The organism is Pseudomonas sp. WT-JTC (assembly GCF_056711565.1).
This window is the reverse complement of the sequence record NZ_CM160042.1, coordinates 5,525,630-5,550,807: the sequence shown is the minus strand read 5'-3', so window position 1 is coordinate 5,550,807 and position 25,178 is coordinate 5,525,630. Positions and strand designations below refer to the sequence as shown.

Sequence of the window (25,178 nt, the reverse complement as noted above, 5' to 3'; positions counted from 1 at the left end):
CGCACCCACAAAGGAAAAGGGATCAGACGGGCAGGTGGATGCCGAAGGTATTCATCCCGTGGTCGCTGCGCACGAACACATCGCCGCCATGCATCAATGCAATCGCCTTGACGATGGCCAGTCCCAGGCCGTGATTGTTGCCGCTGTTGCTGCGCGAAGCATCGACCCGATAGAAGCGCTCGAACAGCCGTGGCAGGTGTTCACGGGCAATCGGCGAACCGGGGTTGGCGACGCCGATGCTGACCTGGTGTTCTTCGGCTTCAATGCGCACCTGAATCACCTGCCCGGGCGCCGTATGCTGCACTGCGTTGTTCAGCAGGTTGATCAATGCCCGGCGCAGGTGGGCGATCTCGATGCGCACTTGCGCGTCACCACTGACCTCAACCTGGACCTGAGCGTCTTCGAGAATGAAATCCAGATATTCCAGCGTCGTGGCTACCTCTTCGGCCAGCGAGGTGGAGGTGAGTTTGGTCGCCTTGCTGCCCTGGTCGGCACTGGCGAGGAACAGCATGTCGTTGATGATCGAACGCAGTCGCTCAAGCTCTTCGAGGTTCGATTGCAGCACTTCGAAGTAATGCTCGGCGGAGCGTCCACGGGTCAATGCGACTTGGGTCTGGCCGATCAGGTTGGTCAGTGGCGAGCGCAATTCGTGGGCGACGTCGGCATTGAACGACTCAAGGCGCGAGTAGGCTTGCTCGACCCGTTCCAGGGTCGAGTTGAACGAACTGACGAATTGATCGAGTTCCGGCGGCAGCGGTGACAATCGCAAGCGCCCCGAGCGCAATGGCGGGGCCAGGCGCTGCGCTTCCTGGGACAGTTTGATCAGCGGCTTGAGACCGATCCGCGCCACCCAGTAACCCAGTGCCGAGGCCAGCAGCACGCCGACGATCGCCAGGCTGATCAGCGCGATCAGCAGTTGATGCTGGGTATGGAAAAACGTTTCGGTGTCGATGGCGATCATGAAGCGCAGTGGTGGGCGCTGGTCCTTGGCCGGGAACTCGCTGACCAGCACTTTCAGCGGATATGGGTGGTCCGGCAGATGCATGTCCCTTGTGCCCAGCGGGCCTTGGGCAAAGGCGCGGACCTGTGGGGTCAGGTTGCCGTACTCATAGTGCGGATCGCCGCTGATGATCCAGAAACTGATGCGCTTGTCTTCTTCGCTCAGCAGATTGAGCTTGTTGTTGATCTTCACCCAATGCTCGGGCGTACCGTATCGGCCGACCGTGGACTCGAGCACGCTGTAGCGCGCATCGAGTTCAGCTTCTGGCAGCAGGCCCAAGCCTTTATCCACCTGTTGATAAAGTGCCCAGCCGATCAGCAGAAACACCAGCAGCGCCACCAGCGTGAACATCCCGCTCAGCCGCAAGGCGATTGAATTACTGGACACCACGGCTCTCCAGCACATAACCCATGCCGCGAATGGTGTGCAGCAGTTTCTCTTCGAACGGCCCGTCGAGCTTGGCCCGCAGGCGTTTGATCGCGACTTCGACGACGTTGGCGTCGCTGTCGAAGTTAATGTCCCAGACCATTTCGGCGATGGCGGTTTTCGAGAGGATTTCACCCTGGCGGCGGGCCAGCACACTGAGCAGCGAGAACTCCTTGGCGGTCAGGTCCAGCCGTGTGCCGCCACGTGTAGCCTTGCGGCTGATCAAATCTATCCACAGGTCGGCGATGCTCACTTGCACCGGTTCATGGCCGCCGCTGCGCCGGGTCAGCGCTTGCAGGCGTGCCACCAGTTCAAGGAAGGAAAACGGTTTGCCCAGATAGTCATCGGCGCCGTCACGCAGGCCCTTGATGCGATCCTCCACACGCTCGCGGGCGGTGAGCATAATCACCGGGGTTTGCTTGCGCGCACGCAGGGCGCGCAACACGCCGAAGCCGTCGAGGCCCGGCAACATCACGTCGAGGACGATCACCGCGTAGTCGCTCTCCAGCGCCAGGTGCAGGCCTTCGACCCCGTCCCGCGCCAGATCCACGGTGTAACCCTGTTCCGTCAGACCGCGGTGCAGATAATCCGCGGTTTTTTCCTCGTCTTCGATAATCAGAACGCGCATGACCCTGCCTCAGTCTGTGCTTGCCAGCGCTGGCACTGGCGAAGGTTTGGGCCTGTGAAACAACCGCTCCAGCCACAAGTATATGACCGGCGTGGTGAACAGCGTCAGAGCCTGGCTCACCAGCAAGCCGCCGACCACCGCGATCCCCAGGGGCTGGCGCAACTCGGCGCCGGTGCCGTAGCCGAGCATCAGCGGCAGGGCGCCGAGCAGGGCGGCGAGGGTGGTCATGATGATCGGCCGGAACCGCGTGAGACAGGCCTTGAAGATCGCTTCTTCAGGCGACAATCCGGCATTGCGCTGCGCTTCGAGGGCGAAGTCGATCATCAGGATGCCGTTTTTCTTGACGATACCGATCAACAGCACCAGGCCGATCAAGGCCATGATCGAAAAGTCCTGGCCGCAAATCCACAGCATGATCACCGCGCCGAGGCCCGCCGATGGCAAGGTGGAAATGATCGTCAGCGGATGGACGAAGCTCTCGTAGAGCACGCCGAGAATGATGTACACCGCCACCAGTGCCGCCAGAATCAGCCACGGCTGGCTGGCCAGAGAACTCTGGAACGCCTGGGCCGCGCCCTGGAAATTGCCGCTGATGGCGCTCGGCATACCGATGTCGGCCTTGGCCTGGTTGAGCATGATCACCGCATCGCCCAACGCCACGCCCGGCGCCAGGTTGAACGACAGGTTGGCGGCCGGGAACATGCCGTCATGGGCGATGGACAGCGGGCCGACGGTCGGCGCGTCGAATTTGGCCAGGGCTGACAACGGCACCATTTGCCCGCTCAGGGGCGAGCGCAGGTAGAAATAGTTGAGGCTTTCGGCCTTGCCGCGCTGTTTGGTGTCCAGCTCCAGAATCACGTTGTACTGATTGACCTGGGTCTGGAATTCGTTGATCTGGCGCTGGCCGAATGCATCGTACAGGGCTTCGTCGACGTCGCTGGCGGTCAGGCCGAAACGCGCCGCCGCGCTGCGGTCAATGCTGATGTGGGTAATGCTGCCGCCCAGTTGCAAATCGTTGGAAATGTCGCGGAATGCCGGGTTGGCGCGCAGTTTTTCCGTCAGGCGCTGGGTCCAGGTGCTGAGTGTGCCGCCGTCGTTGCTCTTGAGTACGTATTGGTACTGGGCACGGCTTGGGCCGGAGCTGAGGTTGATGTCCTGGCCGGCGCGCAGGTACAGGACGATGCCCGGCACTTTCATCAGTTGCGGACGAATCCGGTCGATGAACTGACTGGCCGAGACATCGCGGTCGCTGCGTTTTTTCAGGGTGATCCAGAAGCGGCCGTTGGCGATGGTCTGGTTGCTGCCGGATACCCCGACCGAGTGCGAGAACGTTTCCACCGCAGGGTCGGCGGCGACGATTTCCGCCATTGCCAGGTGTTTTTTCACCATGTCGCCGTAGGAAATGTCGGCAGCGGCTTCGGTGGTGCCGAGGACGAAACCGGTGTCCTGGATCGGGAAGAAACCTTTCGGGATCAGAATGTACCCGGCAACGGCCAGGCCCAGTGACAGGCAGAACACGCCAATCATCAAGCGCTGATGGGCGAGGGCGCGGCGCAGGCCTTTTTCGTACCATGCCAGCAGACGCTCGCCAAAGCCCGGTTTGTCGTGGGCATGATGTACTGGCGCGCGCATGAACAGCGCGGCCATGGTCGGCGCCAGGGTCAGCGACACCACCACGGAAATCAGGATGGTCGAGGTGGCGGTCAGGGCGAATTCCTTGAACAACCGTCCGACCACGCCACCCATGAACAGCAGCGGGATGAACGCCGCCACCAGCGAAAAACTGATCGAGACAACGGTGAAGCCGATCTCGCCCGCACCCTTGATCGCCGCTTCGCGCATGCCGTCGCCGGCCTCCAGGTGCCGGTGAATGTTTTCCACCACCACGATCGCATCGTCGACCACAAAGCCCACGGCCACCACGATCGCCACCAGCGTCAGGTTGTTCAGGCTGAATCCCATGACGTACATCAGCGCAAAGCTGGCGGTCAGCGAAACCCCCAGCACCGCCGAGACGATCAGGGTCGCCGACAACTGGCGCAGGAACAGCGCCATCACCGCCACTACCAGCATGATTGCAATCAGCAGGGTGATTTCCACTTCATGCAGCGAGGCACGGATGGTCTGGGTGCGGTCGATCAGCGTCTTGACCTGCACCGAGGCGGGGAGCATCGCTTCCAGCGCCGGCAAGGCGGCCTGGATGCGGTCCACGGTTTCGACGATGTTGGCCCCCGGCTGGCGGAAGATCACCAGGTTCACCCCCGGTTGCGTGCCCGCCCAAGCCTGTACGTAGGCATCTTCCGAACCGTTGACGACTTTGGCGACGTCACGCAGATGAACGGGTGCGCCGTCCTTGTAGGAAACAATCAGCTGGCTGTAGTCCTCCGGGTGGAACAACTGGTCGTTGGTGGACAGGGTCGAGATGCTCGATTCCCCGTACAGCGCACCCTTGGCCAGGTTGAGGCTGGTCTGCTGGATCGCCAGGCGGATGTCGGCGAGGGTCAGGCCGATGGCCGCGAGTTTGTCCGCCGAAACCTGGACGCGAATCGCCGGACGCTGCTGACCGGTGATGGCGACCTGGCCTACACCGTCGACCTGACTGAGCTGACGGGCCAACAGGGTTTCCGTCAGGTCGCTGAGCTCCGGGCCGGGCATCAGCGAGGAGTTGACGCTGAGGATCAGCACCGGGCTGTCGGCCGGGTTGACCTTGCGCCAGGTCGGCAGGTTCGGCATGTCCTTGGGCAGCTTGCCCGCGGCAGTATTGATCGCCGCCTGCACTTCCTGGGCGGCGGTGTCGATGCTCTTGTCGAGGGTGAATTGCAGGGTCAGGTTGGTCGAGCCCAGTGCACTGCTCGAGGTCATCTGGGTCACGCCGGGAATGGCGCTGAATTGCACTTCAAGGGGCGTGGCCACCGAGGAAGCCATGGTTTCCGGGCTGGCGCCGGGCAGTTGCGCGGCCACCTGGATGGTCGGGAACTCTGCTTCCGGCAACGGCGCTACCGGCAGGCGCGGAAACGCTATGACGCCCAGCAGCACCAGGGCGAACGTCAGCAGGACCGTGGCCACCGGGTGGTCGATGCACCAGGCTGATATCGAACCGTGGCCCTTCATTGCGCCGCCTCCGATTGCACCACTTGCGACGGCTCGGTCAGTACTTGCACGGTGGCGCCGGGCTTGAGCCGCGACTGACCATCGCTGACCAGCACATCACCGGGCTTCACGCCTTTGATGATGTCCTGGCCGCTGCCTTGATAGACCATCTGCACCTGCACGGCTTCGACTTTGTCGCCATTGACCCGGTACACGAAGTGCTGGTCCAGACCGCGTTGTACGACGGTCGGCGGTACCACCAGCGCATCTTTGTCCAGGGCAGTCTGAATCTTTACCGTCACCAGCAGGCCTGGCCACAGCTTCTGCCCCGGATTGTCGAATTCGGCCTTGGCGCGGATGGTGCCGGTGCTGGCGTTGATCTGGTTGTCGATCAGGGTCAGGTGACCTTCGCCGAGCAGGTTGCCGGTTTCACCGTCGGTGTCGGCGCCGATATAGGCCTTGACCTGGGCGTGCTGTGGGTCGTTGATCAGGCCCTGCAAGGTCGGCAGCATTTGCTGCGGCAGGGAAAATTCTACGGAGATGGGGTCGATCTGGGTCACGGTGAACAGGCCTTGGGCGTCGCTCATGCGCAGGAAGTTGCCTTCGTCGACTGTGCGAATACCGACACGACCACTGACCGGGGAGTGTATTTGTGTGTAGGAAAGCTGTACCTCAGCGGAATCAATCGAGGCCTGGTTGCCTTGGGCGGTGGCCTTGAGTTGATTGACCAGAGCCTGTTGCTGATCGTAGGTCTGCTTGGACACCCCGTCGTCGACGCTGAGCAATTTGTAGCGTTTGAGGTTGACCAGCGCCACTTGCAGTTGGGCCTGGTTTTCGCCCAGTTGTGCCCGGGCCTGGTCGAGACTGGCGCGGATCGACCGGTCGTCGATGGTGGCCAGCAGATCACCTTTTTTCACCAGTTGGCCTTCCTTGACCAGCAGTCTGGTGAGGATGCCGTCGATTTGCGGACGGACTACGACGCTGTGCAGGGACAGTACCGAACCGATGCCGCTTACGTAACGTGGCACGTCTTTTTCTGCCACGGCGACCACTCGCACGGGGATGGCCGTGGGGGCGGCGAGCTTGGCCTTGGCCGGTTTGGTGGCATACCACAGGCCCAGCGCTGCCAGGACGATCAGAAGGGCGACGAGCAGAGCGGGTTTTTTCTGGATTCGCATGCGAGTGGGGCGCCGGGGCTGGGTGGTCGGTAGGTAAGTGGGTATTTTCCTTTATAAACCTGTTTGCCGGTCAGGAGGGTGACGGCTAACTGACGGCGCTGTCAGTTTGGCTTTGGCGGCCTCTGGGCCGACCATATTCTTGGTTGACCGTGTATATATCCGTTTTTTGGGTTGTGGCGGCTGGTGGTTTCGCCCTTACGGCGACTCACTTTTTTTACAAGCGCCTAAAAAAAGTAAGCAAAAAAACGCTCGCCCCGAACGTCCGGCCCCTCGCCAGGGCTCGGGGTTCCTTCGCTCCGGCATTCATCCGGGGGCATTGCCCTCCGGTCGGCTGCGCGCGACCTGCATGCAATGAGTTCGACTGCGTCGAACGGCGCTGCGCGCCCATCCCCGGATGAACACCTCCACTCAGCCTGCCGAGGGGGCGGGTGGATCAAGATCAAGAGCGGCAGGCGAGCTAACGCTCGGCCTTGTAGGAGCGAGCTTGCTCGCGATGGACGTCAACGATGACGCGGGCTGTCTGAATACCCGCGGTGTCCTGGTGTTTTTCGCGAGCAGGCTCGCTCCTACAGGGGGGAACGCGTTCAGTTGTGGTCAGGTCGGCTGTCAGGCCGCCTCGCTTTTGCTTTGGCTTTTGATCTTCTTGCCCCCTCGAGAGGCCCACGGAGCAGGACCGGAGCGAGGGAATGCCGAGCCTTGGCGAGGCACCGAACGTAAGGGGCAAAGCGCTTTGGTTACTTTCGCGCTCTTCGAAAGTGACCCGCCGTAAGGGCGGAACCAATAGCCGCCGTTACCGCAGAAACGGATATGTACACAAAAACAACGTCGCCAGACACAAAGCCTTCGCGAGCAGGCTCGCTCCCACAAAGGCTCAATTCGCCACCCGAACCCCACCCAGGCTCCCGCTCAATTCATACGCCGCCAATTCAGCCTGATGCGCCGCGAGCAATTCCGGCAACGATCCACGCAAGTACTCGACCCAGGTCTTGATCTTCGCGTCCAGGTACTGGCGCGACGGGTAGATGGCGTACAGGTTCAGTTCCTGCGAGCGGTACTTGGGCATCACGCGCACCAGAGTGCCGTTGCGCAGGCCTTCTATCGCGGCGTACAGCGGCAGGACGCCAACGCCCATGCCGCTGATGATCGCGGATTTCATCGCGTCGGCGGAGTTCACCAGAAACGGTGAGCTGTTGATGGTGACCATTTCCTGGCCTTCAGGGCCGTCGAAGGCCCATTTCTCCAGCGGAATCACCGGGCTGACCAGGCGCAGGCAGGCGTGGTTGAGCAGGTCGCTGGGTTTTTGTGCGCAGCCGTTGGCTTTGACGTAGGCCGGCGAGGCACAAACGATGCTGTAGGTGATGCCCAGGCGCTGGGAGACGAAACCCGAATCCGGCAGTTCGCGGGCGAGGACGATGGACACGTCGTAACCCTCGTCGAGCAGGTCAGGCACGCGGTTGGCCATGGTCAGGTCGAAGGTCACGTCCGGGTGGGTCTTGCGGTAGCGGGCGATGGCGTCGATCACGAAGTGCTGGCCGATGCCGGTCATGGTGTGCACTTTCAGTTGCCCGGCCGGGCGTGCGTGGGCGTCGCTGGCCTCGGCTTCGGCTTCTTCGACGTAGGCCAGGATCTGTTCGCAGCGCAGCAGGTAACGCTTGCCGGCTTCGGTCAGGGCAATGCGGCGGGTCGTTCGGTTGAGCAGGCGGGTTTGCAGGTGGGCTTCCAGGTTGGAGACCGCGCGCGAGACGTTGGCCGTGGTGGTGTCCAGTTGTATGGCGGCGGCGGTGAAGCTGCCGGCTTCGGCCACGTAACTGAAGGCGCGCATGTTTTGCAAAGTGTCCATGGGGTGCTCTCGGGTGCGATGGCAAATTGTGACACGAAGTTTCGGGGTCGGTGACCCCCTACCTACGGATTATCTCGTTTACGGTAACAAAGATTCACAGGAATCCCAGCTTATCGCCCTTCAGGCCGCCCCCTAGAATTGCGCAACTTGGGCAACCGGGGCTCGACCCACCGCATAACCTGTGGGAGCGGGCTTGCTCGCGAAGACGGTCTGACATTCACCATCAATGTCGACTGATGTACCGCTTTCGCGAGCAAGCCCGCTCCCACAAAAGCGGAACTCCTGTTTCCAGAAAATCTCGTACCTCTCCCTATTTCAGGAAATCGCAGCAGTGCCGCGTCGCATCAGCAGAGCGCTTCAGCCGCTCAGTTTTTTGGCTTTAACCCTGGCAATCAGCGGCTGCATCGGAACCGGAGGTATTGCCCCGCAGGACAAAGCGCTGGAGGCCAATTCGCTGGCCACCGACGAAGCGATCCAGAGCGCCGCGCAAGATGCGCACTGGCCCACCGCGCAATGGTGGCAGGCCTATGGCGACCCGCAACTGAACCGCTGGATCGACCTCGCCCTGCAAGGCAGCCCGAGCCTGGCCATGGCCGCCGCCCGGGTACGTCAGGCCAGGTCCATGGCCGGCGTGGCGGAAGCGGCCGAGTCGCTGCAAATCAACGGCGAGTCCACCCTCAAGCGTCACAACTGGCCTACCGACCAGTTCTATGGCCCCGGCAAGCTGGCCAACAGCACCACCTGGGACAACAACGCCGCGCTGGGTTTCAGTTATGCCCTCGACCTCTGGGGCCGCGAAAGCAATGCCACCGAGCGCGCCGTCGACATGGCGCACATGACCGTCGCCGAGGCCCGTCAGGCCCAGCTCGAATTGCAGGACAACATCGTCCGGGTCTACATCGAGCTTTCGCTGCATTACGCACAGCGGGACATCGTCGAAGCGACCCTGAAGCAGCAACAGCAGATTCTCGATCTGGCACAGAAGCGCCTGAATGGCGGCATCGGTACCCATTTCGAAGTCAGCCAGGCTGAAACACCGTTGCCGGAAACCCACCGCCAGATCGATGCCCTCGACGAAGAAATCGCCTTGAGCCGCAACCAGCTCGCCGCTCTCGCCGGCAAGGGCCCGGGGGAAGGCGCGCAGTTGCAGCGGCCAACGCTGTCGCTGGGTGCGCCACTGAAACTGCCGTCTGCGCTGCCGGCGCAGTTGCTCGGGCAGCGCCCGGACGTGGTTGCCAGCCGCTGGCAAGTGGCGGCGCAGGCGCGGGGCATCGATGTCGCCCATGCCGGTTTCTACCCCAACGTCGACCTGGTCGGCAGCCTCGGCTACATGGCCACCGGCGGCGGGGCGCTGGAGTTCTTGACCGGCAAGAAGCTCAACTACAGCGTGGGTCCGGCGATTTCGTTGCCGATCTTCGATGGCGGACGTTTGCGCGCTGAGTTGGGCGAAGCCTCCGCCGGGTACGACATCGCCGTGGCCAAGTACAACCAGACCCTGGTCAATGCCCTGAAAAACATCTCTGACCAGTTGATCCGCCGCGAGTCCATGGACAAGCAGCAGGCTTTCGCCGCCGAGTCGGTGGCCACTGCGCAGAAGACCTACGACATCGCCATGATCGCCTACCAGCGTGGCCTGACCGACTACCTCAACGTGCTCAACGCCCAGACCCTGCTGTTCAAGCAGCAGCAAGTGCAGCAGCAGGTTCAGGCGGCGCGCTTGAGCGCCCATGCGGAACTCGTGACGGCGTTGGGCGGTGGGCTCGGTGCCGGCAATGACGTGCCGAACACCGAACAGACTCAAGTGCCGAAAACCCCGAGCCTTTTGCGTTGAACACGAACCCTGTGGGAGCGGGCTTGCTCGCGAAAGCGGTTTGTCAGACGGAAAAAATGCTGACTGATACTCCCTCTTCGCGAGCAAGCCCGCTCCCACAGGTCCTGAGTCTGATCTTTATTTTTTTGAGCAGGATTTGATGACTCCCTTGCCCGCACCCTTGCGCTGGCTGTATTCCCTGGAATGGCGCCGGGGGTTCTTCGACTGGGCACGCAGCGACGGCGTGACCTGGGTCTACATTTTCAAGGTGCTGTTCGCGGCATTCCTGACGCTATGGCTGGCCATGCGCCTGGAACTGCCGCAACCGCGCACGGCGATGATCACCGTGTTCATCGTCATGCAGCCGCAAAGCGGCCATGTGTTCGCCAAGAGCTTCTATCGTTTTCTCGGCACCCTGGCCGGTTCGTCGGTGATGGTCGCGTTGATTGCGCTGTTTGCGCAGAACACTGAACTGTTCCTCGGTTCGCTGGCGATCTGGGTCGGTATCTGCACGGCCGGCGCCGCCCGCTGCCGCAACTTCCGCGCCTACGGTTTCGTCCTTGCCGGATACACCGCGGCGATGGTCGGCTTGCCCGCGCTGGCCCATCCGGAGGGGGCGTTCATGGCGGCAGTCTGGCGGGTGCTGGAAATCTCGTTGGGCATTCTCTGTTCGACCCTGATCAGTGCCGCCATCCTGCCGCAATCGGCTAGCGCGGCAATGCGCAATGCCTTGTATCAGCGCTTTGGCGTGTTCGCCCTGTTCGTCACCGATGGCTTGCGCGGACGCAGCCGGCGTGAGGCGTTTGAGGCCGGTAACGTGCGTTTCATCGCCGAAGCCGTGGGCCTGGAAGGCTTGCGCAGCGTCACTGTTTTTGAAGACCCGCACATGCGTCGGCGCAATGGCCGGCTCAGTCGCCTGAACAGCGAGTTCATGGGCATCACCACGCGCTTCAATGCCTTGCACCAGTTGCTCGAACGCTTGCGCAGCAGCGCGGCGGACACCGTGGTGGCGGCCATCAAGCCGGGTCTTCAGGACCTCGCCGAGTTGCTCGACGGCTTCAGTGGTCGTGCCCTGACCAGCGCCGATGCGGCACGCCTGGTCGCGGTGCTGAGCGCCTACAAGGAAGGCTTGCCGGCGCGAGTGCGCTGTCTGCGGGCAACGTTCCAGCAGGGCGATCCGAGCGATGCCGAACAACTGGATTTCCACACCGCGTACGAGCTGCTCTATCGCTTTGTCGACGACCTGCACGGTTATGCACAGACCCACGCATCCCTGGCCGATCACAGTCACGAACGGGAACGCTGGGACGAGCCGTTCACCCCGCAAACCAACTGGATGGCCGCTGCGGCATCGGGGATTCGCGCAGCATTCATCCTGGTGGTACTGGGCAGCTATTGGGTGGCAACCGCCTGGCCGAGCGGGGCGACCATGACCCTGATCGCCGCTGCGACCGTGGGCTTGTCCGCCGCCACCCCGAACCCGAAACGCATGGCCTTTCAAATGGCGTGCGGGACATTGCTCGGGGCGCTGATCGGCTTCGTCGAGATGTTTTTCATCTTCCCGTGGATCGACGGATTTCCGTTGCTGTGCGTGATGCTCGCACCGGTGATCGTGCTGGGCTCGTTCCTGACTTCGCGGCCGCAATATGTCGGTGTCGGCCTGGGCTTGCTGATCTTTTTCAGCACCGGTTCGGTGCCGGACAACCTCACGGTCTACAACCCCTACACCTTCATCAACGACTACATCGCCATGGTCCTCGGCATGCTGGTGTGCGCAGCGGCCGGGGCGATCATTCTGCCGCCCAATAGCCGCTGGTTGTGGCGCCGGCTGGAGCAGGACCTGCGCGCTCAGGTGGTGTACGCCATCAGCGGCAAGCTCAAGGGTCTGGCGTCGAGTTTCGAAAGTCGCACCCGCGACCTGGTGCATCAGGCCTACGGCTTCGCGGCGGGTCAACCGCAAGTGCAGCGGGACTTGCTGCGCTGGATGTTCGTGGTGCTGGAAGTCGGCCACGCGATCATCGAGTTGCGCAAGGAGCAGGCGATACTGCCGGTGCATCCGGCCTATGCCGAATCCCAGCCATGGCGCCAGGCGATCCGGGTGATGGGGCGTGCGCTGGTGCGGCTGTTCCTGCAACCGAACGGCAGCAACCTCGAGCGTGCGCTGATCGCCGTCGATCACGCGATCAGTCGTGTGCAGTCCACCGACGAGCCCTTCGCTCCCCATTTCGATACCTCGGCGTTGCGCCGGGTGAAGAGCTACCTGCACTTCATCCGCACCTCTCTGCTCGATCCGCAATCACCGCTCGCCGGCTACATGCATGCCAGTGCCAGCGGCAAGCCACAAGGACTTGAACATGCCTCGTGAAATCGCCTTCCACGGCGTGTACATGCCGACCATGACCCTGATGTTTTTCATTGCGGCGGCACTTGCCTGGGCACTGGACCGGTTCCTCTCCGGGTTCGACCTGTACCGCTTCTTCTGGCACCCGGCGTTACTGCGCCTGAGTCTGTTTATCTGTCTGTTCGGCGCCATGGCGCTGACTGTCTACCGTTGACTCTCTATCACTGAGAATGCCCCGATGAAAAAGTTTTTCAGCCTGCTCGCGACCCTGTTGGTGCTGGCCCTCGCGCTGTGGATCGGCCGCTCCTTGTGGGAGCACTACATGAACACGCCGTGGACCCGTGACGGCCGCGTGCGGGCCGACATCATCAACGTTGCCGCCGACGTCACTGGCGAGGTGGTGGACGTGCCGGTGCGCGACAACCAGTTGGTGAAGAAGGGTGATTTGCTGATGCAGATCGACCCCGAACACTACCGCCTCGCGGTGAAACAGGCGCAAAGCCTGGTGGCATCGCGCAAGGCGACCTGGGAGATGCGCAAGGTCAACGCCCATCGTCGCGCCGATATGGACAACCTGGTGATTTCCCGGGAAAACCGCGACGACGCCAGTAATCTCGCCGACTCGGCCCTGGCTGATTACCAGCAGGCCCAGGCGCAACTGGAAGCCGCCGAGCTCAACCTCAAACGCACTGAAGTGCGCGCAGCGGTAGACGGCTACGTGACCAACCTCAACGTGCATCGCGGCGACTACGCGCGCATCGGCGAGGCGAAAATGGCCGTGGTCGACATGAACTCGTTCTGGGTCTACGGCTTCTTCGAAGAAACCAAGCTGCCCCACGTGCGCGTGGGTGATAAAGCCGACATGCAACTGATGAGCGGTGAAGTGCTCAAGGGCCATGTTGAAAGCATCTCGCGCGGCATCTACGACCGCGACAACCCGGAGAGCCGCGAGCTGATCGCCGATGTCAACCCGACCTTCAACTGGGTACGACTGGCGCAGCGGGTGCCGGTGCGCATTCACATCGATGAAGTGCCGGAGGGCGTGCTGTTGGCGGCGGGGATTACCTGTACGGTAGTGGTTAAGCAGGATGGTGGGGCTTAGCTGTCGGACCGGTTCGCCTGCTTCGCGAGCAAGCCCGCTCCCACATTTGATCTCCTTCGTGCGCAAATCTTGAGCTCACTGAAGATCCAGTGTGGGAGCGGGCTTGCTCGCGAAGGGTACAACGCGGTCCGTCAGGCAGGCGTCGCGCGTTACTCCTTGCAAAACGTCTCATGCAGATGCCGCCAGATCACCCGGCCATCCGTCTGTTTTTCAAACACGACCGTGGAGCGACGATCCGAGTGCAGCCCGGTCGCATCGGTCTGTTGCTCGCGGTAACTCACGGTCGCGCCGCCATCGTGCAGCGCGATGCCACGCAACTCGCTGAGCGCGATGCGGAACCCGAGCTTCTTGCCGCCCGCCAACGTGAACAATTCGTTCAGCGCGTCAAAATCCAAAACCCGACCGAGCGGCGAGACCATGGAAAACTGCGGCGAAAAACGGGTCAGCAGTTGTTCGAGTTCGGACATGTCCTGTTCTTCGGCCAGCCATTGTTCGATGGCCACGTGGGCCTGGATCACTTCGTCGAAGTATTCGGTGTAGTCGGTCATTGTGCTGTTACCTGAAGTTTTGTAGGGACTGTGCGGGCCTCTTCGCGAGCAAGCCCGCTCCCACAATTGATTGTGTTTCTTCAGGAACAACTCGGTCAAATGTGGGAGCGGGCTTGCTCGCGAAGGTGTCGACGCGGTCTCAGAGCTGCCCACGCAACCCGAACCGCTTCATCAACCCGGATTCGAGCAAGCCCTTGGGCAGCAACGTTGCCATCAGCGGCAACGCACGACTGCCATTGCCGAGACGAAGCAACCGTGGCGGTTTGGCCTGCTGCACAGCCTTGAGCAATCCGGCGGCAAACTCGCTGGCCGGAGTCGGCTTGTCCTGGGAAGCCCTGGCCCGGGCGCGTATGCCTTCGCGCAGGGGAAACCACGGCGATTGTTCACTGATCAGTTGTTCGGCTTCGTGGCCGGCATTTTTGGCGAAACAGGACGCGATGGCCCCCGGCTGGACTTCCATGACCCGCACGCCGAACGGCGCCAGTTCCATGCGCAAGGCATCGCTCAAGGCATGCACGGCAGCTTTCGAGGCACAGTAGGCACCGGCAAAGGGCGTGACCAGTACGCCGGACACGCTACCGATATTCACCACCAGCCCCTTGGCCCGACGCAGCACCGGGAACAAGGCGCGGGTGACGCCGACGATGGCGAACACATTGGTTTCGAACTGGCGCTGCATGGCTGGCACACCACCATCGAGCAGCGGCCCCATGGCGCCATACCCTGCGTTGTTGACCAGCACATCGAGGCCACCGGCCTGTTGGTTGATTCGCTCGCTCAAGGCTTCGAGCGCCGCGGCGTCGTTGACATCCAGTTGCACGGCCGTGAAGCCGGCGGCGGTGAGTGCCGCGACATCTTCGGCCTTGCGGGCACTGGCCCAGACTTCATAACCGGCGACCTTGAACGCATCGGCAAGGGCGCGGCCAATGCCGCTGGAACAACCGGTGATCAACGCAACGGGCATGGCGCATTCCTTGTGCAAAAAAATGGAGGAAGGATCAGTCGGAAAAACTACCGTGCAATCGCTCGGCGCGAAACTCCAGCGTCTCCGGACGGTAGCCTGGGCGCAATGGCGGCAGCGGCAAGCAGTCTTCCCAGTTGCCACCGGCCTGCAATTCGCCGGGGCCACGATAGCGCGGGGCGGTGTACTGATTGTCGGCCAGGTTCACGGTGTCGCCCGGTGCATAAGCCGCGACCCGCCAGCGCAGTTCCGTCAGCGGCACGTCATTGCCGTTGTTCAGGGTCAATTGCAAGGGACGGTCGGCGGGACATTTATGCGGCGCGTAACTGATGCGCAACTCCAGGCGTTGCAGTTGCTTGAGTTCGCGGTGGTCCATCCAGATGACCCAGGTCGCGACAATGCCCAGCCCCACGGCGGCGGCCATGGAAACGGGCAAGGCCTTGGCCGGATAGCGCAGCAACAGGATCAGCCAGGTGATGACCAGCAGGACGCCGATGAACATGACGTAGATCTCGGGAATAGAGAGGGTCATCCTACCTAAGCGCAGGTGGGGTTGGCGATGGGCGAGATTTTTTGCGGCGGATGTAATGGCCTCTTCGCGAGCAAGCCCGCTCCCACAATTGATTGTGTTTCTTCAGGAATGACTCGGTTAGATGTGGGAGCGGGCTTGCTCGCGAAGACGCCAGCGCAAGCAACACAAATTTCAGGCAAAAAAAGCCCCCGGTCCAATCCGCTGCGGATAGGGAACGCAGCGGGTGGATCGAGGGCTTAATGTCTACAGATGTTTACTGCGCGATAGTCTTCACCGAAACCCCACGCTCAACCGGTGTCGACCGCCCGTAGATATCCTCGAACCGCTCGATATCGTCCTCGCCCAGATAGCTACCGGACTGCACTTCGATGATCTCGAGTGGAATCTTCCCCGGATTACGCAAACGATGCACCGAAGCAATCGGAATATAGGTCGACTGGTTCTCGGTCAGCAGGAACACGTTCTCGTCGCAGGTCACCTCGGCGGTGCCGCTGACCACGATCCAGTGTTCGGCGCGGTGGTGGTGCATTTGCAGCGACAGGCACGCGCCCGGTTTGACCGAGATGTGCTTGACCTGGAAGCGGCCGCCCATGTCCACCGAGTCGTAGGAGCCCCACGGACGGTAGACCTCGCAGTGGTTCTGGGTTTCGCTGCGGCCCTGTTCGTTGAGGGTGTTGACCATCTGTTTCACGCCTTGGACCTTGTCCTTGTGGGCGATCATCATGGCGTCCTTGGTTTCGACCACGACGATGTTTTCCAGGCCGATCACCGACACCAGTTTACCGTTGCCGTGGATCATGCAGTTGCGGCTGTCCTGGATCACCACGTCGCCTTTGCTGACGTTGCCGTTGGCGTCTTTTTCATTGACTTCCCACAGTGACGCCCAGCAGCCGACATCGCTCCAGCCGGCGGTCAGCGGCACGACGCAGGCGCGTCGGGTTTTTTCCATTACCGAGTAGTCGATGGAATTGTCCGGGCAGCAGGCGAAGGTGGCTTCGTCGAGGGTGATGGTGTCGGCATCCTGCTTGCTGCGTTCCAGGGTCAGCACGCAGGTGTCGTAGATGTCCGGATCGTGCTTTTTCAGCTCTTCCAGGAAGCGGCTGGCGCGGAACAGGAACATGCCGCTGTTCCAGAAGTAACCACCGGACTGGACGAACTCGGTGGCGCGCTTCACGTCGGGTTTTTCGACGAAGTGCGAGACGCGGCTGACGCCTTCAGGCAGCAGCGAGTCGTTGGTCGACTTGATGTAGCCATAACCGGTTTCCGGCTTGGTGGCCGGCACGCCGAACAGCACCATTTCGCCGTTCTCGGCAGCGACGGTGGCCAGGGCCAGGGCGCGCTGCAGGGCTTTCTGGTCTTCCAGCACGTGGTCGGCCGGCAGCACCAGCATCAGCTCGTCGCGACCTTCGTTGACCAGCATCATCGCGGTCAGGGCCACGGCCGGCGCAGTGTTGCGACCGAACGGCTCCATCAGGATGCGCTGGGTTTCCAGTTTGCGCGCGGCCAACTGCTCGTTGACGATGAAACGGTGGTCCTTGTTGCAGACCACGATAGGCGTGTCCATACCTTCGAACACCAGGCGTTCCAGGGTTTGCTGGAAGAGGGTGTGCTCGCCGGTCAGGGCCAGGAACTGTTTAGGGAACTGCTTACGGGAAAGCGGCCAAAGACGTGAGCCACTACCACCTGACAAGATCACCGGAATCATGTTGTTACTCCTTGAATATCGATTGGTTAGAGCTACCGCGTTTGTGTCGTTTCACTCTTGTTTTTGTTCCGTGTCCGGATTGACGCCCCGGATCAATGTGGGAGCGGGCTTGCTCGCGAAAGCGGTGTGTCAGTCGACATCGTTGGTGAATGTCAGACCGTATTCGCGAGCAAGCCCGCTCCCACAGAGGGATGCGTCAACCCGGAAAATTGATTAGCGCGTCGACACCGGGCGTTTCACCCAGACCGGCGACAGGCTGCTGCCGTTGCCGGTGACGTACAGCACCGCGGCTTCACCGCGTTCCAGGGCGACCGGTTTCACGTCGCCGACTTTGGTTGCGCCGTCATAGAGCGCCAGGCTGACTTTCACCGGGTTGATTTCACGTTCGCCACGGCCCTTGGCGGCTACGTTCGGGACCACGTCGGTCTTGCCGTCGGCGGTTTTCAGGGTCAGCGTCTTGTCGCTGAGGTTCTGTACGCGTACCAGGGACTTCTGCTTGTTCTTGAACGGCGGCTCCTCGATCAGTTGCGGTGCGCCGCTGGCGTTGTTGACCAGGGTGTAATAGTGATCGCCGGCCAGTTTCACCGGCAGGGTCTGGCTACCGACCTTGGCGCTGTAGTCACCGCCCGGCATGAAGCTGAAGTCACTGCTGGACAGTGGCGCGACGTCACTCAGGTTGGTGCTGCCGACGGTGGCGCTGACTTCGGCGTTGCTGGCGTTGTAGATGCGCACGAAGGTCGAGCCTTTCGGTGCGGTCGGGCCGTAGAGTGCTGCGTCGCCACCAGCGAAGGCCTGTATCGACAGCACGCTGAGGCCGGCAACCAGAGCAAAGCTTTTAGCGAGACGACGCGGAGTTGTAGTGAAAGTCATGGTGTACCTCTCTTTCAGTTTTGCGCCCGGTCGGGCGTCTCGGATTTGTTGTTGATGGCTACGTTTTGTTGGCGCGCGCCGGCTTGTTTAAGCTCTGCGACCCACTGCGGGTCGGCGTCGCCGATTTCGTTGTTCACGGGCAGATATCGTTCAGGAAACTCCCAGATCAGCACCTGTGGCGGGCTGTTCTTGAAGGCATCGCTTTTCAGGTAGCTGAGCATCGGCAGAATCGGGCCGTGGCCGTCTTCGGCGTAATTGACCACGTCACTGTGCAGGGCTTGCTTGAGCGCACCGACGAAGTTCCAGTTGGGGTTGGCGCTGTAGCTGGTGCCGATCAGGGCCACCGGCACTTCGGTGTTGGCGAACAGGGCATCGTCACCGGCCGGTTGGTCATCCGCTGCCACGGTGTTGCGCTTTTGCAGCGACTCTTGCGCCGGCATCAGGTTTTCGAACAGTGGGTCCAGCGGCAGGAACAGACGCAGGTCGCCCTTGTGGGTGATTTTCTCCGCAGGCTCGGTGACGAAACGCTGTGGCTCGCCGCTCAGCGGGTACTTGTCGGCGATGGTTTGGGCCAGGCGGTTGGCGGCGATCTCGGCGCCTTCCGGGGTCCAGTGGGTGTCGGTGCGCAGGAACACTTGCTGGCCATTCTGTTTGGCCTGTTGCAGCGGGCCGAGCAGGTCAGGGGCCGGAATCCGGTCGGCGGCCAGGCGCTGGTGGAAGTCCTTGTAGAGGTTGGCGTGGATGCTCGCCGGTTTCACTTCACCGAGGTGTTCCGGGTACAGGCGCACCTTGGCTGGCACCACTGCCATAACCAGTTGCACGCCTTTTTCCTTCAAGGTCTGGCGCACGCCTTCGACCAGCGCGTAGTTGCCTTGCAGGTTCAGTTCTTCGTTGACTACCGGGTGGAATTCTTCATCGCTGTACAACCACTGGTCGCGACCGAGCACCACGCCCGGACGACCTTCATTGAACAGTTTGAAATCCAGCGCGGCCCAAAGATTGGTGCCCAGGCGCTTGATCGGGAACTCGTCGTCGTAGTGCGTTTCCACGGCTTTGGTCCAGCGACCGTTGAGCACCGTCGCATCGGCGTTGGTGCTGAAGCCGAAGAAGCTGCGCACCGACCACAGACCGAGCACCAGCAGGGTCACCAGGAACAGCGCGATGTAGAAGATACGTAATGAGCGGGTCATGGTCAGATCCCTCAGAACTGGAAGTAAAGGAACGGCGAGAAGCTTTGCGCCGAGAGTTTGAGAATCGAGGCGATGAACAGCAGCAGCACCAGCGCACGCATCACGTAGCGCGACCAGTCAGCGCTCCAGTAGGCCGGTTGCACCTGGGCTTCGACGCCGACGGTGTAGCCAGGCTGATGGATGCTTGCCGGGTTATCCCCTGGCACGGCCTTGATCGTTCCGGCTGTAGCGGCGGCCGGGCCGTCGGCGTCGACGTTCTCGGCAGGCTTGGTCTTGACCGGTGGCTGATTGCTGTAGAAGTCGCGCAGGCCGAAGAACGCCAACGTCACGTAGGCCACGATCAGCGTTGCCACTTGCAGGCCGGTGAGGCTGGCCTGGTTGAGTTCCGACAGCGACCAGTCGCCGAAGCTGAACATCGCGCCATACATGCGCCCCGCAACGTGCAGGTTTTCCGCGCGGAAGATCACCCAGCCCATCACCACCAGCAGGAAGGTCAGTGCCCAGCGAATCGGGTTGAAGCTGCGTGGCGAGGTGTTCAGACCGATGGCTTTTTCAATCGCCAGCCAGGTGCCGTGCCAGGCGCCCCAGACGATGTAGGTGATGTTCGCACCGTGCCACAGACCACCGAGCAGCATGGTCAGGAACAGGTTGCGATAGGTCATCAGCGTGCCTTTGCGGTTACCGCCGAGGGTGATGTACAGGTAGTCACGCAGCCAGGTCGACAGGCTGATGTGCCAGCGCCGCCAGAACTCGGTGATCGACTGGCTGACATACGGCTGCTTGAAGTTTTCCATGAAGCGGAAACCCATCATCAGACCCAGGCCGATAGCCATGTCGCTGTAACCGGAGAAGTCGAAATACAACTGCGCGGTGTACGCCAGCGCGCCGAGCCAGGCATCGCCCGTGGTCGGGTTTTGCAGGGCGAAGCAGTGGTCGGCCACCACCGCCAGGGTGTCGGCGATGAAGACTTTCTTGATGAAACCCTGCATGAACCGCGTGCAGCCCTCGGAGAATTTGTCGAGGGTGTGGGTGCGGTTGTTGAACTGGTCGGCCAGGTCGCGAAAACGCAACACGGGGCCGGCGATCAAGTGCGGGAAGATCGCCACGAATGCCGCGAAGTCGATCAGGTTGCGGGTCGCCGGGGTGTCGCCACGGTAAACGTCGATGATGTAGCTGATGGACTCGAAGACGTAGAACGAGATCCCGATCGGCAGCAGCACGTGGGTCAGGATGAAAGGTTCCAGGCCCACCGATGTCATCATCGCGTTGATGCTGTCGACGCCGAAGTTGGCGTACTTGAAGTAGCCGAGGATGCACAGGTCGACGGCCACACCGAGCAGCAGCCAGCGCTGCGCCGGTTTGGTCCTGACCCCGGCGGCACCGACTTTCAGGCCGATCCAGTAGTTCCACAGCGTGACGCCGGCGAACAGCGCGAGGAAGTCCACACGCCACCAGGCGTAGAACACGTAGCTGGCAATCAGCAACAGCAAATTGCGATAGCGTTGCCCGCTCAGGTAGTACAAGCCGAGAAAGATCGGCAGGAACAAAAACAGGAACACGTTGGACGAAAAAACCATCCCGATCTCTCCTTGTTTGAATCAACAGTCAAGGGCCAACGGCCCCCCCAAACCCCCCAGGAAAATCTGGAGGGCGACACATCTTCACTGTGGGAGCGGGCTTGCTCGCGAAAGCGGTGTGTCAGTCGACATCAATGGTGAATGTCAGACCGCTTTCGCGAGCAAGCCCGCTCCCACAAGGGACAGCACTTGGCCTAAGAGCCTTTGCCTTTTTCATTGGCTGGGTCGTAGACCTTGGTCAGGTCGCCGCCGAGGCGGAAGGTCTTGAACGGCTGCATCTGGTGTTTCTTCGCCAGCACCTCGGGCGAGCAGGTGTAGAGCGAGCAGAACGGTTCGAGCCAGGCGAATTTCATGTCCTCTTTCAGGTCGGTCATGTCCTGTTCCTTGCCGTTCTTTTTCTCGAACTGGTCCGGGTCTTTCACCCCGGACAGCACCCGGTCACCCAGGCGCTTGAGCGCGCCATTGTTTTCCTGGCGCAGATCCACACCGTTGACCTGAGCGAAGCTGGCGATCATCGCCAGCGGCGGCAGGGCGTAGTTGTGGTAAGCCAGGGCCCGTTGCTGACGCTTGAGTTCGTTGGGCAGGTAGCCGTCGGCGTCGATCTGGTTGGCGCCGACCTTGTATTCCTTCACTGCCCAGTCGAACAGGTCGCGACGGTTGGTGGCGATGGAAGTGGCCATCACCGACCAGGCGGCCCAGTACGAGTGGTTGTTGGTCTGGTCGAGCGGCAGGTTGTCCCAGTCGCTGACCACCTGGTCGGCCATCTTGCTGAACCAGGCTTCGATCAACTGCGCTTGCTGTTGATGGGTGGCCAGCGGGTGGGAGTCGGAAAACTTCAAGCGGATATACGCCGAAGCCATGCTGCCCAGCGCCCATTTGCGCATCGACTTGCCGGTGTGGTTGAAGTCCTTGGACATCAGCGCGTCGGCCTGGGCCCAGGCGGTCAACCAGTCGAGCGTGCATTCCAGCTGTTCCGGGCGACCGTCACGCATGAACTGCATCACGCGCTTGCTGGTGCCGCGCTCGATCTTGGTGATGTCGGCGGTGCTCTCGCGGAAGGCTTTTTCCGACTGCACGTTCAGGGTCGCGCGGGCTTTGTCCGAGCCTTCGTACTTGCTGCGAAATTGCAACGAGCCGGTGTATGGCGTCGGCATCGCATCGCAGCCTTCGCTTTTGTCGCCCGTCTTGAATTTATCCACAGGCGCAAAATAGCCCTGGGGTGGACGCAGTGGCGCAGCCGCTTGCGTGGCCCCGGCGAACATCGCCAGGCTCAGGAGCGTCGGTGCCAACAGAGTTGAAAAGTTCGGATAGCGCATAGCAGACCTCATTGCCCGACCGAAGCAGTACGCTGCTCGGCGCCCGGGAATACGTTGCGTTTGCAGATTTTCGCTTCGACTTTCTGTGGTGCGGCACCGGCTTCGGGGCCCTGGACTTCAACGGCCAGCAGGTTCTGCGAGGCCCAGTCTTCATCCGTGCGCAATTCGAAAGCGAAACGCCCGTCAGTCTCGGAGGTTTCCGGTTTGTCGATCTTGATGTCCTCGTGGCGACCGTTCATGTACCAGAGGGTGGCTTGCAGGGTTTTCACCGAAGTGTCGGCGAAGCGGATGTCGACCTGGTGGCTGCTGTTGCGCAGGTCCATGTTCTTGCTGTTGACCATCAACTCGTTTTTGCCCGGCTTGAGCGTGGCGCTGCCGGACATCTGCGCATCCTTGCCTTCGCAACCGTTGTCCAGCAACGCCATCATCTGGCGGTAGATGGTTTCCTGGTCGAGGCGGTACAGCGGCGAGAATTCCCAGATGAGAATCTTCGGCGGGTTCTTCTGAAACTCGTCGCTGCCCAGGTACTGCAGCATCGAACCTTCCAGGCCGCCGCCGGGGAATGCCACGTTGAGGATGTCGGCACCGATGGCCTCTTCGAGGAACCCGGCGAAGTTGTAGTTCTTGCCGCTGTGGGAGGTACCCACGAGGGTGATTTGCGGATTGCCGGAATCGCCGAACAGATCGCCATCGCCCGCTTCGCCCTTCGGCTCGGTGGTGAACTGATCCATGTACTGGATCGCGTAGCTGGTGCCACAGAGTTGACCGGCCATGTTGTGCAGGGTTCCGGTCTTGCCCATGCGACCCGACTTTTTGGTCTCGAATTCGCGCTTGGGAATGTCGGCGAATTCAGGCAACTGCTTGACCTTCTCGGCGACGATTTTCGCCGTGCGCTGGGCACCGTATGGCGTCCAGTGCTGGTCGCCACGGAAGTAGAAATCGTGGGCGGGCAGGGTGTCGGGCAACGATTCGTTGGTCAGCGGCGAAAGGTCCGGGACCACATAACCCATCTGCGCGAAACGACCGAGCATGGTCTTGTAGTTCTGCAGCGCCTTGTCGTAGTCGAAGCTGGCTTTCTCCGCCGGGTTGAGCTTGTTGCGGTTCACCAGGCCACGGGTCGGCTGGTACACGATGACCAGTTCCACGCCTTTGCTCTTGAACGCATCGTGCAGTTGTTTCATGCGTTTGTAGCCGGCGGGCGTGGTGTCGAATTCGGTGCGCAGGTCTTCCTGGGTGCGGAACAACCAGTCGCCCTGGGCCTGTACCAGCGTGGTGAAGTTCTGCTGGTAACGGGTGGTGTAGTTTTTTGCATCGTGGGCGGCCGGGCACAGGCTGCAGCACGGTTCGGCACTGAACTTCGGTGCCTGGACTTCATCGGCACGCGCACCGCCGCTGGCCGCGAGAATGCCGGCGGTCAGGGCCGACAGGCTGAGTAATTTGATCAAGTGTGGGTGCATAAGATTGTCCTCAGTCCCGCATTTCGGTCTGGCGTTCGACAGGGTCGATCAGCACGGCTTTCTGCTGGCGCACCAGCAGGTCGAGAATTTCATCCTGACGATCGCCAAGGATGCCGGTGAAGCTGATGCCGCTGGATTTGGTCGGTGCGAGCATCGACACGCGATACAGCTCGACACTCAGCGGCGAGTCGATGGACAGCGGCCCGCTGCCGTTGGCCGCCAGCTCACCACCGACCACGATCAGCGACACCTGGGCGTCGAACGGGTCGAGCTTGATGTCACGGTCGGTGTTGCTCAGGTCCTTGATGTGCCCGTAGACGCCGGTCAGGCCGTTGGCCATGGCGACGTTTTCGTAGAGGCGAATGTTCACGCTGTTACGAATACGGATGCCGTGGCGCTTGTTGCTCAGCACACGGTTGCCCCACAACAGGTTGTCGGCACTCTCGTAGAGGGTGATGCCGTCGGTGTGGTTCTGGTAGATCTCGTTGTGGGCGATCAGGTTGTTCACGCTGTTACGGTCGATCACCAGCCCCGAGAGGTGGTTGTCGTAGCTGCGGTTGTTGAAGATGAAGCTGTCGTTGACCTCACGGGAAATAATGATCCCGTGCTTCTTCTTGGTCCCGTACACCGTGTTGTCGGCGATGATCAGACCATGGGAACGGTCGTGCGGGTCGATGCCGTAGACGATGTTGTCTTTGTAGGTGTTGCCCTTGACCACGAAGTCGCGGGTTTCATAGCAGTAGAAGCCGTACCACATGTCCGAGAATTCGGAGCCGACGATCCAGCCGGTCGGTTCAGGACGCTTGAGCACCTTGGCCATGTTCGGCGTGTACTGGGAAATACTCACGCCATAGGACTTACTGTTGGCGTAGCCGAAACTGGCGATCTTGCTGTTGGCGATGTAAGTCTCGGTGCCGCCCCAGGCGAGCAGGAACGGACGGAACTCCTTCGGAGAGTTGAACGTCGCCGGGCCGTTGTCCTTCTCGCGCCAGCCGGTGATTTTGGTGTCGCGCACGAACAGCTGGCCGTCGTTGACCAGGAACGAACCGGCCTCCTGGGACAGGCGCAGTTCCCGGGTCTGCTTGTCGATTTCCAGAATGCCGTGGCGACCGACCACGATCGGCAACTTCGCCAGGTAAACCCCTGGCGCGGTTTCGATGACGTACTTGGGTTGCTTCTTCGCCAGGTCCTTGAGGTTCATGTAGCCGTCGTCGACGAAGATCGCCTGAGGGATGCCGTGCTGACGCACCACCCACTCGGCCATCTTGTTGTCGCCGCCGATGAAGTCCTTCAGGGCGTCTTCCTGCATCATCCGGCGCACGCTGATTTTACCGGCCTTGCTGCGCACGATTTTCGCGGCGATGGCTTCGGCGGTGTAGCCCGAGACATCCGGCAGTTTCGGCGTGGCCAGTTCCAGCGGCGCGGTCGGTGCGCTGCTGACGGTATAGGTCTTGGCCTGTTGCAGTTCCTTGGCGATGGTGGCCGCGTGTGCCGGTTTGGCCGGCTCTACATTGGCCGGCTCTACATTGGCGAAGCCGGCCGAGCTTGCCAGCAGCATCGCGCCGGCCAACAAGGTGAGCGAACCTCGCTTCGAATTGTTCATGTCG

At 61.5% G+C, this 25,178-nt stretch carries 19 protein-coding genes; 4 read left to right on the top strand and 15 right to left on the bottom strand.

The window, feature by feature from the left end:
* Positions 1-22: 22 nt before the first annotated feature.
* The 5 genes from AC06G5_RS25145 to AC06G5_RS25125 form a co-directional block, all read right to left on the bottom strand.
* Entirely contained in the window at positions 23-1,387 is a 1,365-nt protein-coding gene (locus tag AC06G5_RS25145; RefSeq protein ID WP_413428114.1) for a heavy metal sensor histidine kinase, read from the bottom strand.
* A complete protein-coding gene (locus AC06G5_RS25140) occupies positions 1,377-2,054 on the bottom strand; it encodes a heavy metal response regulator transcription factor (protein WP_007998286.1) in 678 nt (225 codons plus the stop codon). The genes AC06G5_RS25145 and AC06G5_RS25140 overlap by 11 nt, the downstream gene beginning before the upstream one ends.
* 9 nt (positions 2,055-2,063) lie before the next feature.
* Entirely contained in the window at positions 2,064-5,165 is a 3,102-nt protein-coding gene (locus AC06G5_RS25135) for a multidrug efflux RND transporter permease subunit (RefSeq protein WP_413428115.1), read from the bottom strand.
* Positions 5,162-6,322: an efflux RND transporter periplasmic adaptor subunit gene (locus AC06G5_RS25130; RefSeq protein ID WP_413428116.1), complete on the bottom strand. Its 1,161-nt coding sequence runs from the start codon at positions 6,320-6,322 to the stop codon at positions 5,162-5,164. The genes AC06G5_RS25135 and AC06G5_RS25130 overlap by 4 nt, the downstream gene beginning before the upstream one ends.
* 871 nt (positions 6,323-7,193) lie before the next feature.
* Positions 7,194-8,162, bottom strand: coding sequence for a LysR family transcriptional regulator (locus AC06G5_RS25125; RefSeq protein ID WP_413428901.1), 969 nt, complete (start codon positions 8,160-8,162; stop codon positions 7,194-7,196).
* A gap of 331 nt (positions 8,163-8,493) precedes the next feature.
* On the opposite strand from AC06G5_RS25125, the gene AC06G5_RS25120 reads away from it, so the two are divergent.
* The 4 genes from AC06G5_RS25120 to AC06G5_RS25105 all read left to right on the top strand — a co-directional run bounded on the left by AC06G5_RS25120 (position 8,494) and on the right by AC06G5_RS25105 (position 13,415).
* A complete protein-coding gene (locus tag AC06G5_RS25120) occupies positions 8,494-9,993 on the top strand; it encodes an efflux transporter outer membrane subunit (protein WP_480458536.1) in 1,500 nt (499 codons plus the stop codon).
* A gap of 139 nt (positions 9,994-10,132) precedes the next feature.
* Positions 10,133-12,337 carry an FUSC family protein gene (locus AC06G5_RS25115; protein WP_480458535.1) on the top strand — a complete coding sequence of 735 codons (2,205 nt, stop codon included), beginning with the start codon at positions 10,133-10,135 and terminating at the stop codon, positions 12,335-12,337.
* Entirely contained in the window at positions 12,327-12,527 is a 201-nt protein-coding gene (locus tag AC06G5_RS25110; protein WP_413704039.1) for a DUF1656 domain-containing protein, read from the top strand. The genes AC06G5_RS25115 and AC06G5_RS25110 overlap by 11 nt, the downstream gene beginning before the upstream one ends.
* A 24-nt stretch (positions 12,528-12,551) precedes the next feature.
* Positions 12,552-13,415, top strand: a complete 864-nt coding sequence (locus AC06G5_RS25105) for an efflux RND transporter periplasmic adaptor subunit (protein WP_413704040.1) — start codon at positions 12,552-12,554, stop codon at positions 13,413-13,415.
* A 149-nt stretch (positions 13,416-13,564) separates the two neighbouring features.
* On the opposite strand, the gene AC06G5_RS25100 is transcribed toward AC06G5_RS25105, so the two are convergent.
* The 10 genes from AC06G5_RS25100 to algG form a co-directional block, all read right to left on the bottom strand.
* Complete coding sequence (locus tag AC06G5_RS25100; RefSeq protein WP_413425851.1) at positions 13,565-13,963, bottom strand: DUF4440 domain-containing protein; 399 nt, start codon at positions 13,961-13,963, stop codon at positions 13,565-13,567.
* A 139-nt stretch (positions 13,964-14,102) separates the two neighbouring features.
* A complete protein-coding gene (locus AC06G5_RS25095) occupies positions 14,103-14,927 on the bottom strand; it encodes an SDR family oxidoreductase (RefSeq protein WP_413425849.1) in 825 nt (274 codons plus the stop codon).
* Positions 14,928-14,961: 34 nt separating this feature from the next.
* Entirely contained in the window at positions 14,962-15,426 is a 465-nt protein-coding gene (locus AC06G5_RS25090; RefSeq protein WP_480459927.1) for a multidrug transporter, read from the bottom strand.
* A 283-nt stretch (positions 15,427-15,709) separates the two neighbouring features.
* Positions 15,710-17,161 carry a mannose-1-phosphate guanylyltransferase/mannose-6-phosphate isomerase gene (locus AC06G5_RS25085; protein WP_413425845.1) on the bottom strand — a complete coding sequence of 484 codons (1,452 nt, stop codon included), beginning with the start codon at positions 17,159-17,161 and terminating at the stop codon, positions 15,710-15,712.
* 213 nt (positions 17,162-17,374) lie between these two features.
* On the bottom strand, positions 17,375-18,031 hold the full coding sequence (locus AC06G5_RS25080; protein ID WP_008018613.1) for an alginate O-acetyltransferase AlgF: 657 nt from the start codon (positions 18,029-18,031) through the stop codon (positions 17,375-17,377).
* 14 nt (positions 18,032-18,045) lie between these two features.
* Positions 18,046-19,221: an alginate O-acetyltransferase gene (locus AC06G5_RS25075; protein WP_413425843.1), complete on the bottom strand. Its 1,176-nt coding sequence runs from the start codon at positions 19,219-19,221 to the stop codon at positions 18,046-18,048.
* Positions 19,222-19,232: 11 nt separating this feature from the next.
* Positions 19,233-20,798 carry an MBOAT family O-acyltransferase gene (locus AC06G5_RS25070; RefSeq protein WP_413425841.1) on the bottom strand — a complete coding sequence of 522 codons (1,566 nt, stop codon included), beginning with the start codon at positions 20,796-20,798 and terminating at the stop codon, positions 19,233-19,235.
* Positions 20,799-20,992: 194 nt separating this feature from the next.
* Positions 20,993-22,114, bottom strand: a complete 1,122-nt coding sequence (locus tag AC06G5_RS25065; protein WP_480458534.1) for a mannuronate-specific alginate lyase — start codon at positions 22,112-22,114, stop codon at positions 20,993-20,995.
* 8 nt (positions 22,115-22,122) lie between these two features.
* Positions 22,123-23,571, bottom strand: a complete 1,449-nt coding sequence (locus AC06G5_RS25060; protein ID WP_413425837.1) for an alginate O-acetyltransferase — start codon at positions 23,569-23,571, stop codon at positions 22,123-22,125.
* Positions 23,572-23,581: 10 nt separating this feature from the next.
* Complete coding sequence (algG, locus tag AC06G5_RS25055; RefSeq protein ID WP_413425835.1) at positions 23,582-25,174, bottom strand: mannuronan 5-epimerase AlgG; 1,593 nt, start codon at positions 25,172-25,174, stop codon at positions 23,582-23,584.
* Positions 25,175-25,178 lie beyond the last annotated feature (4 nt).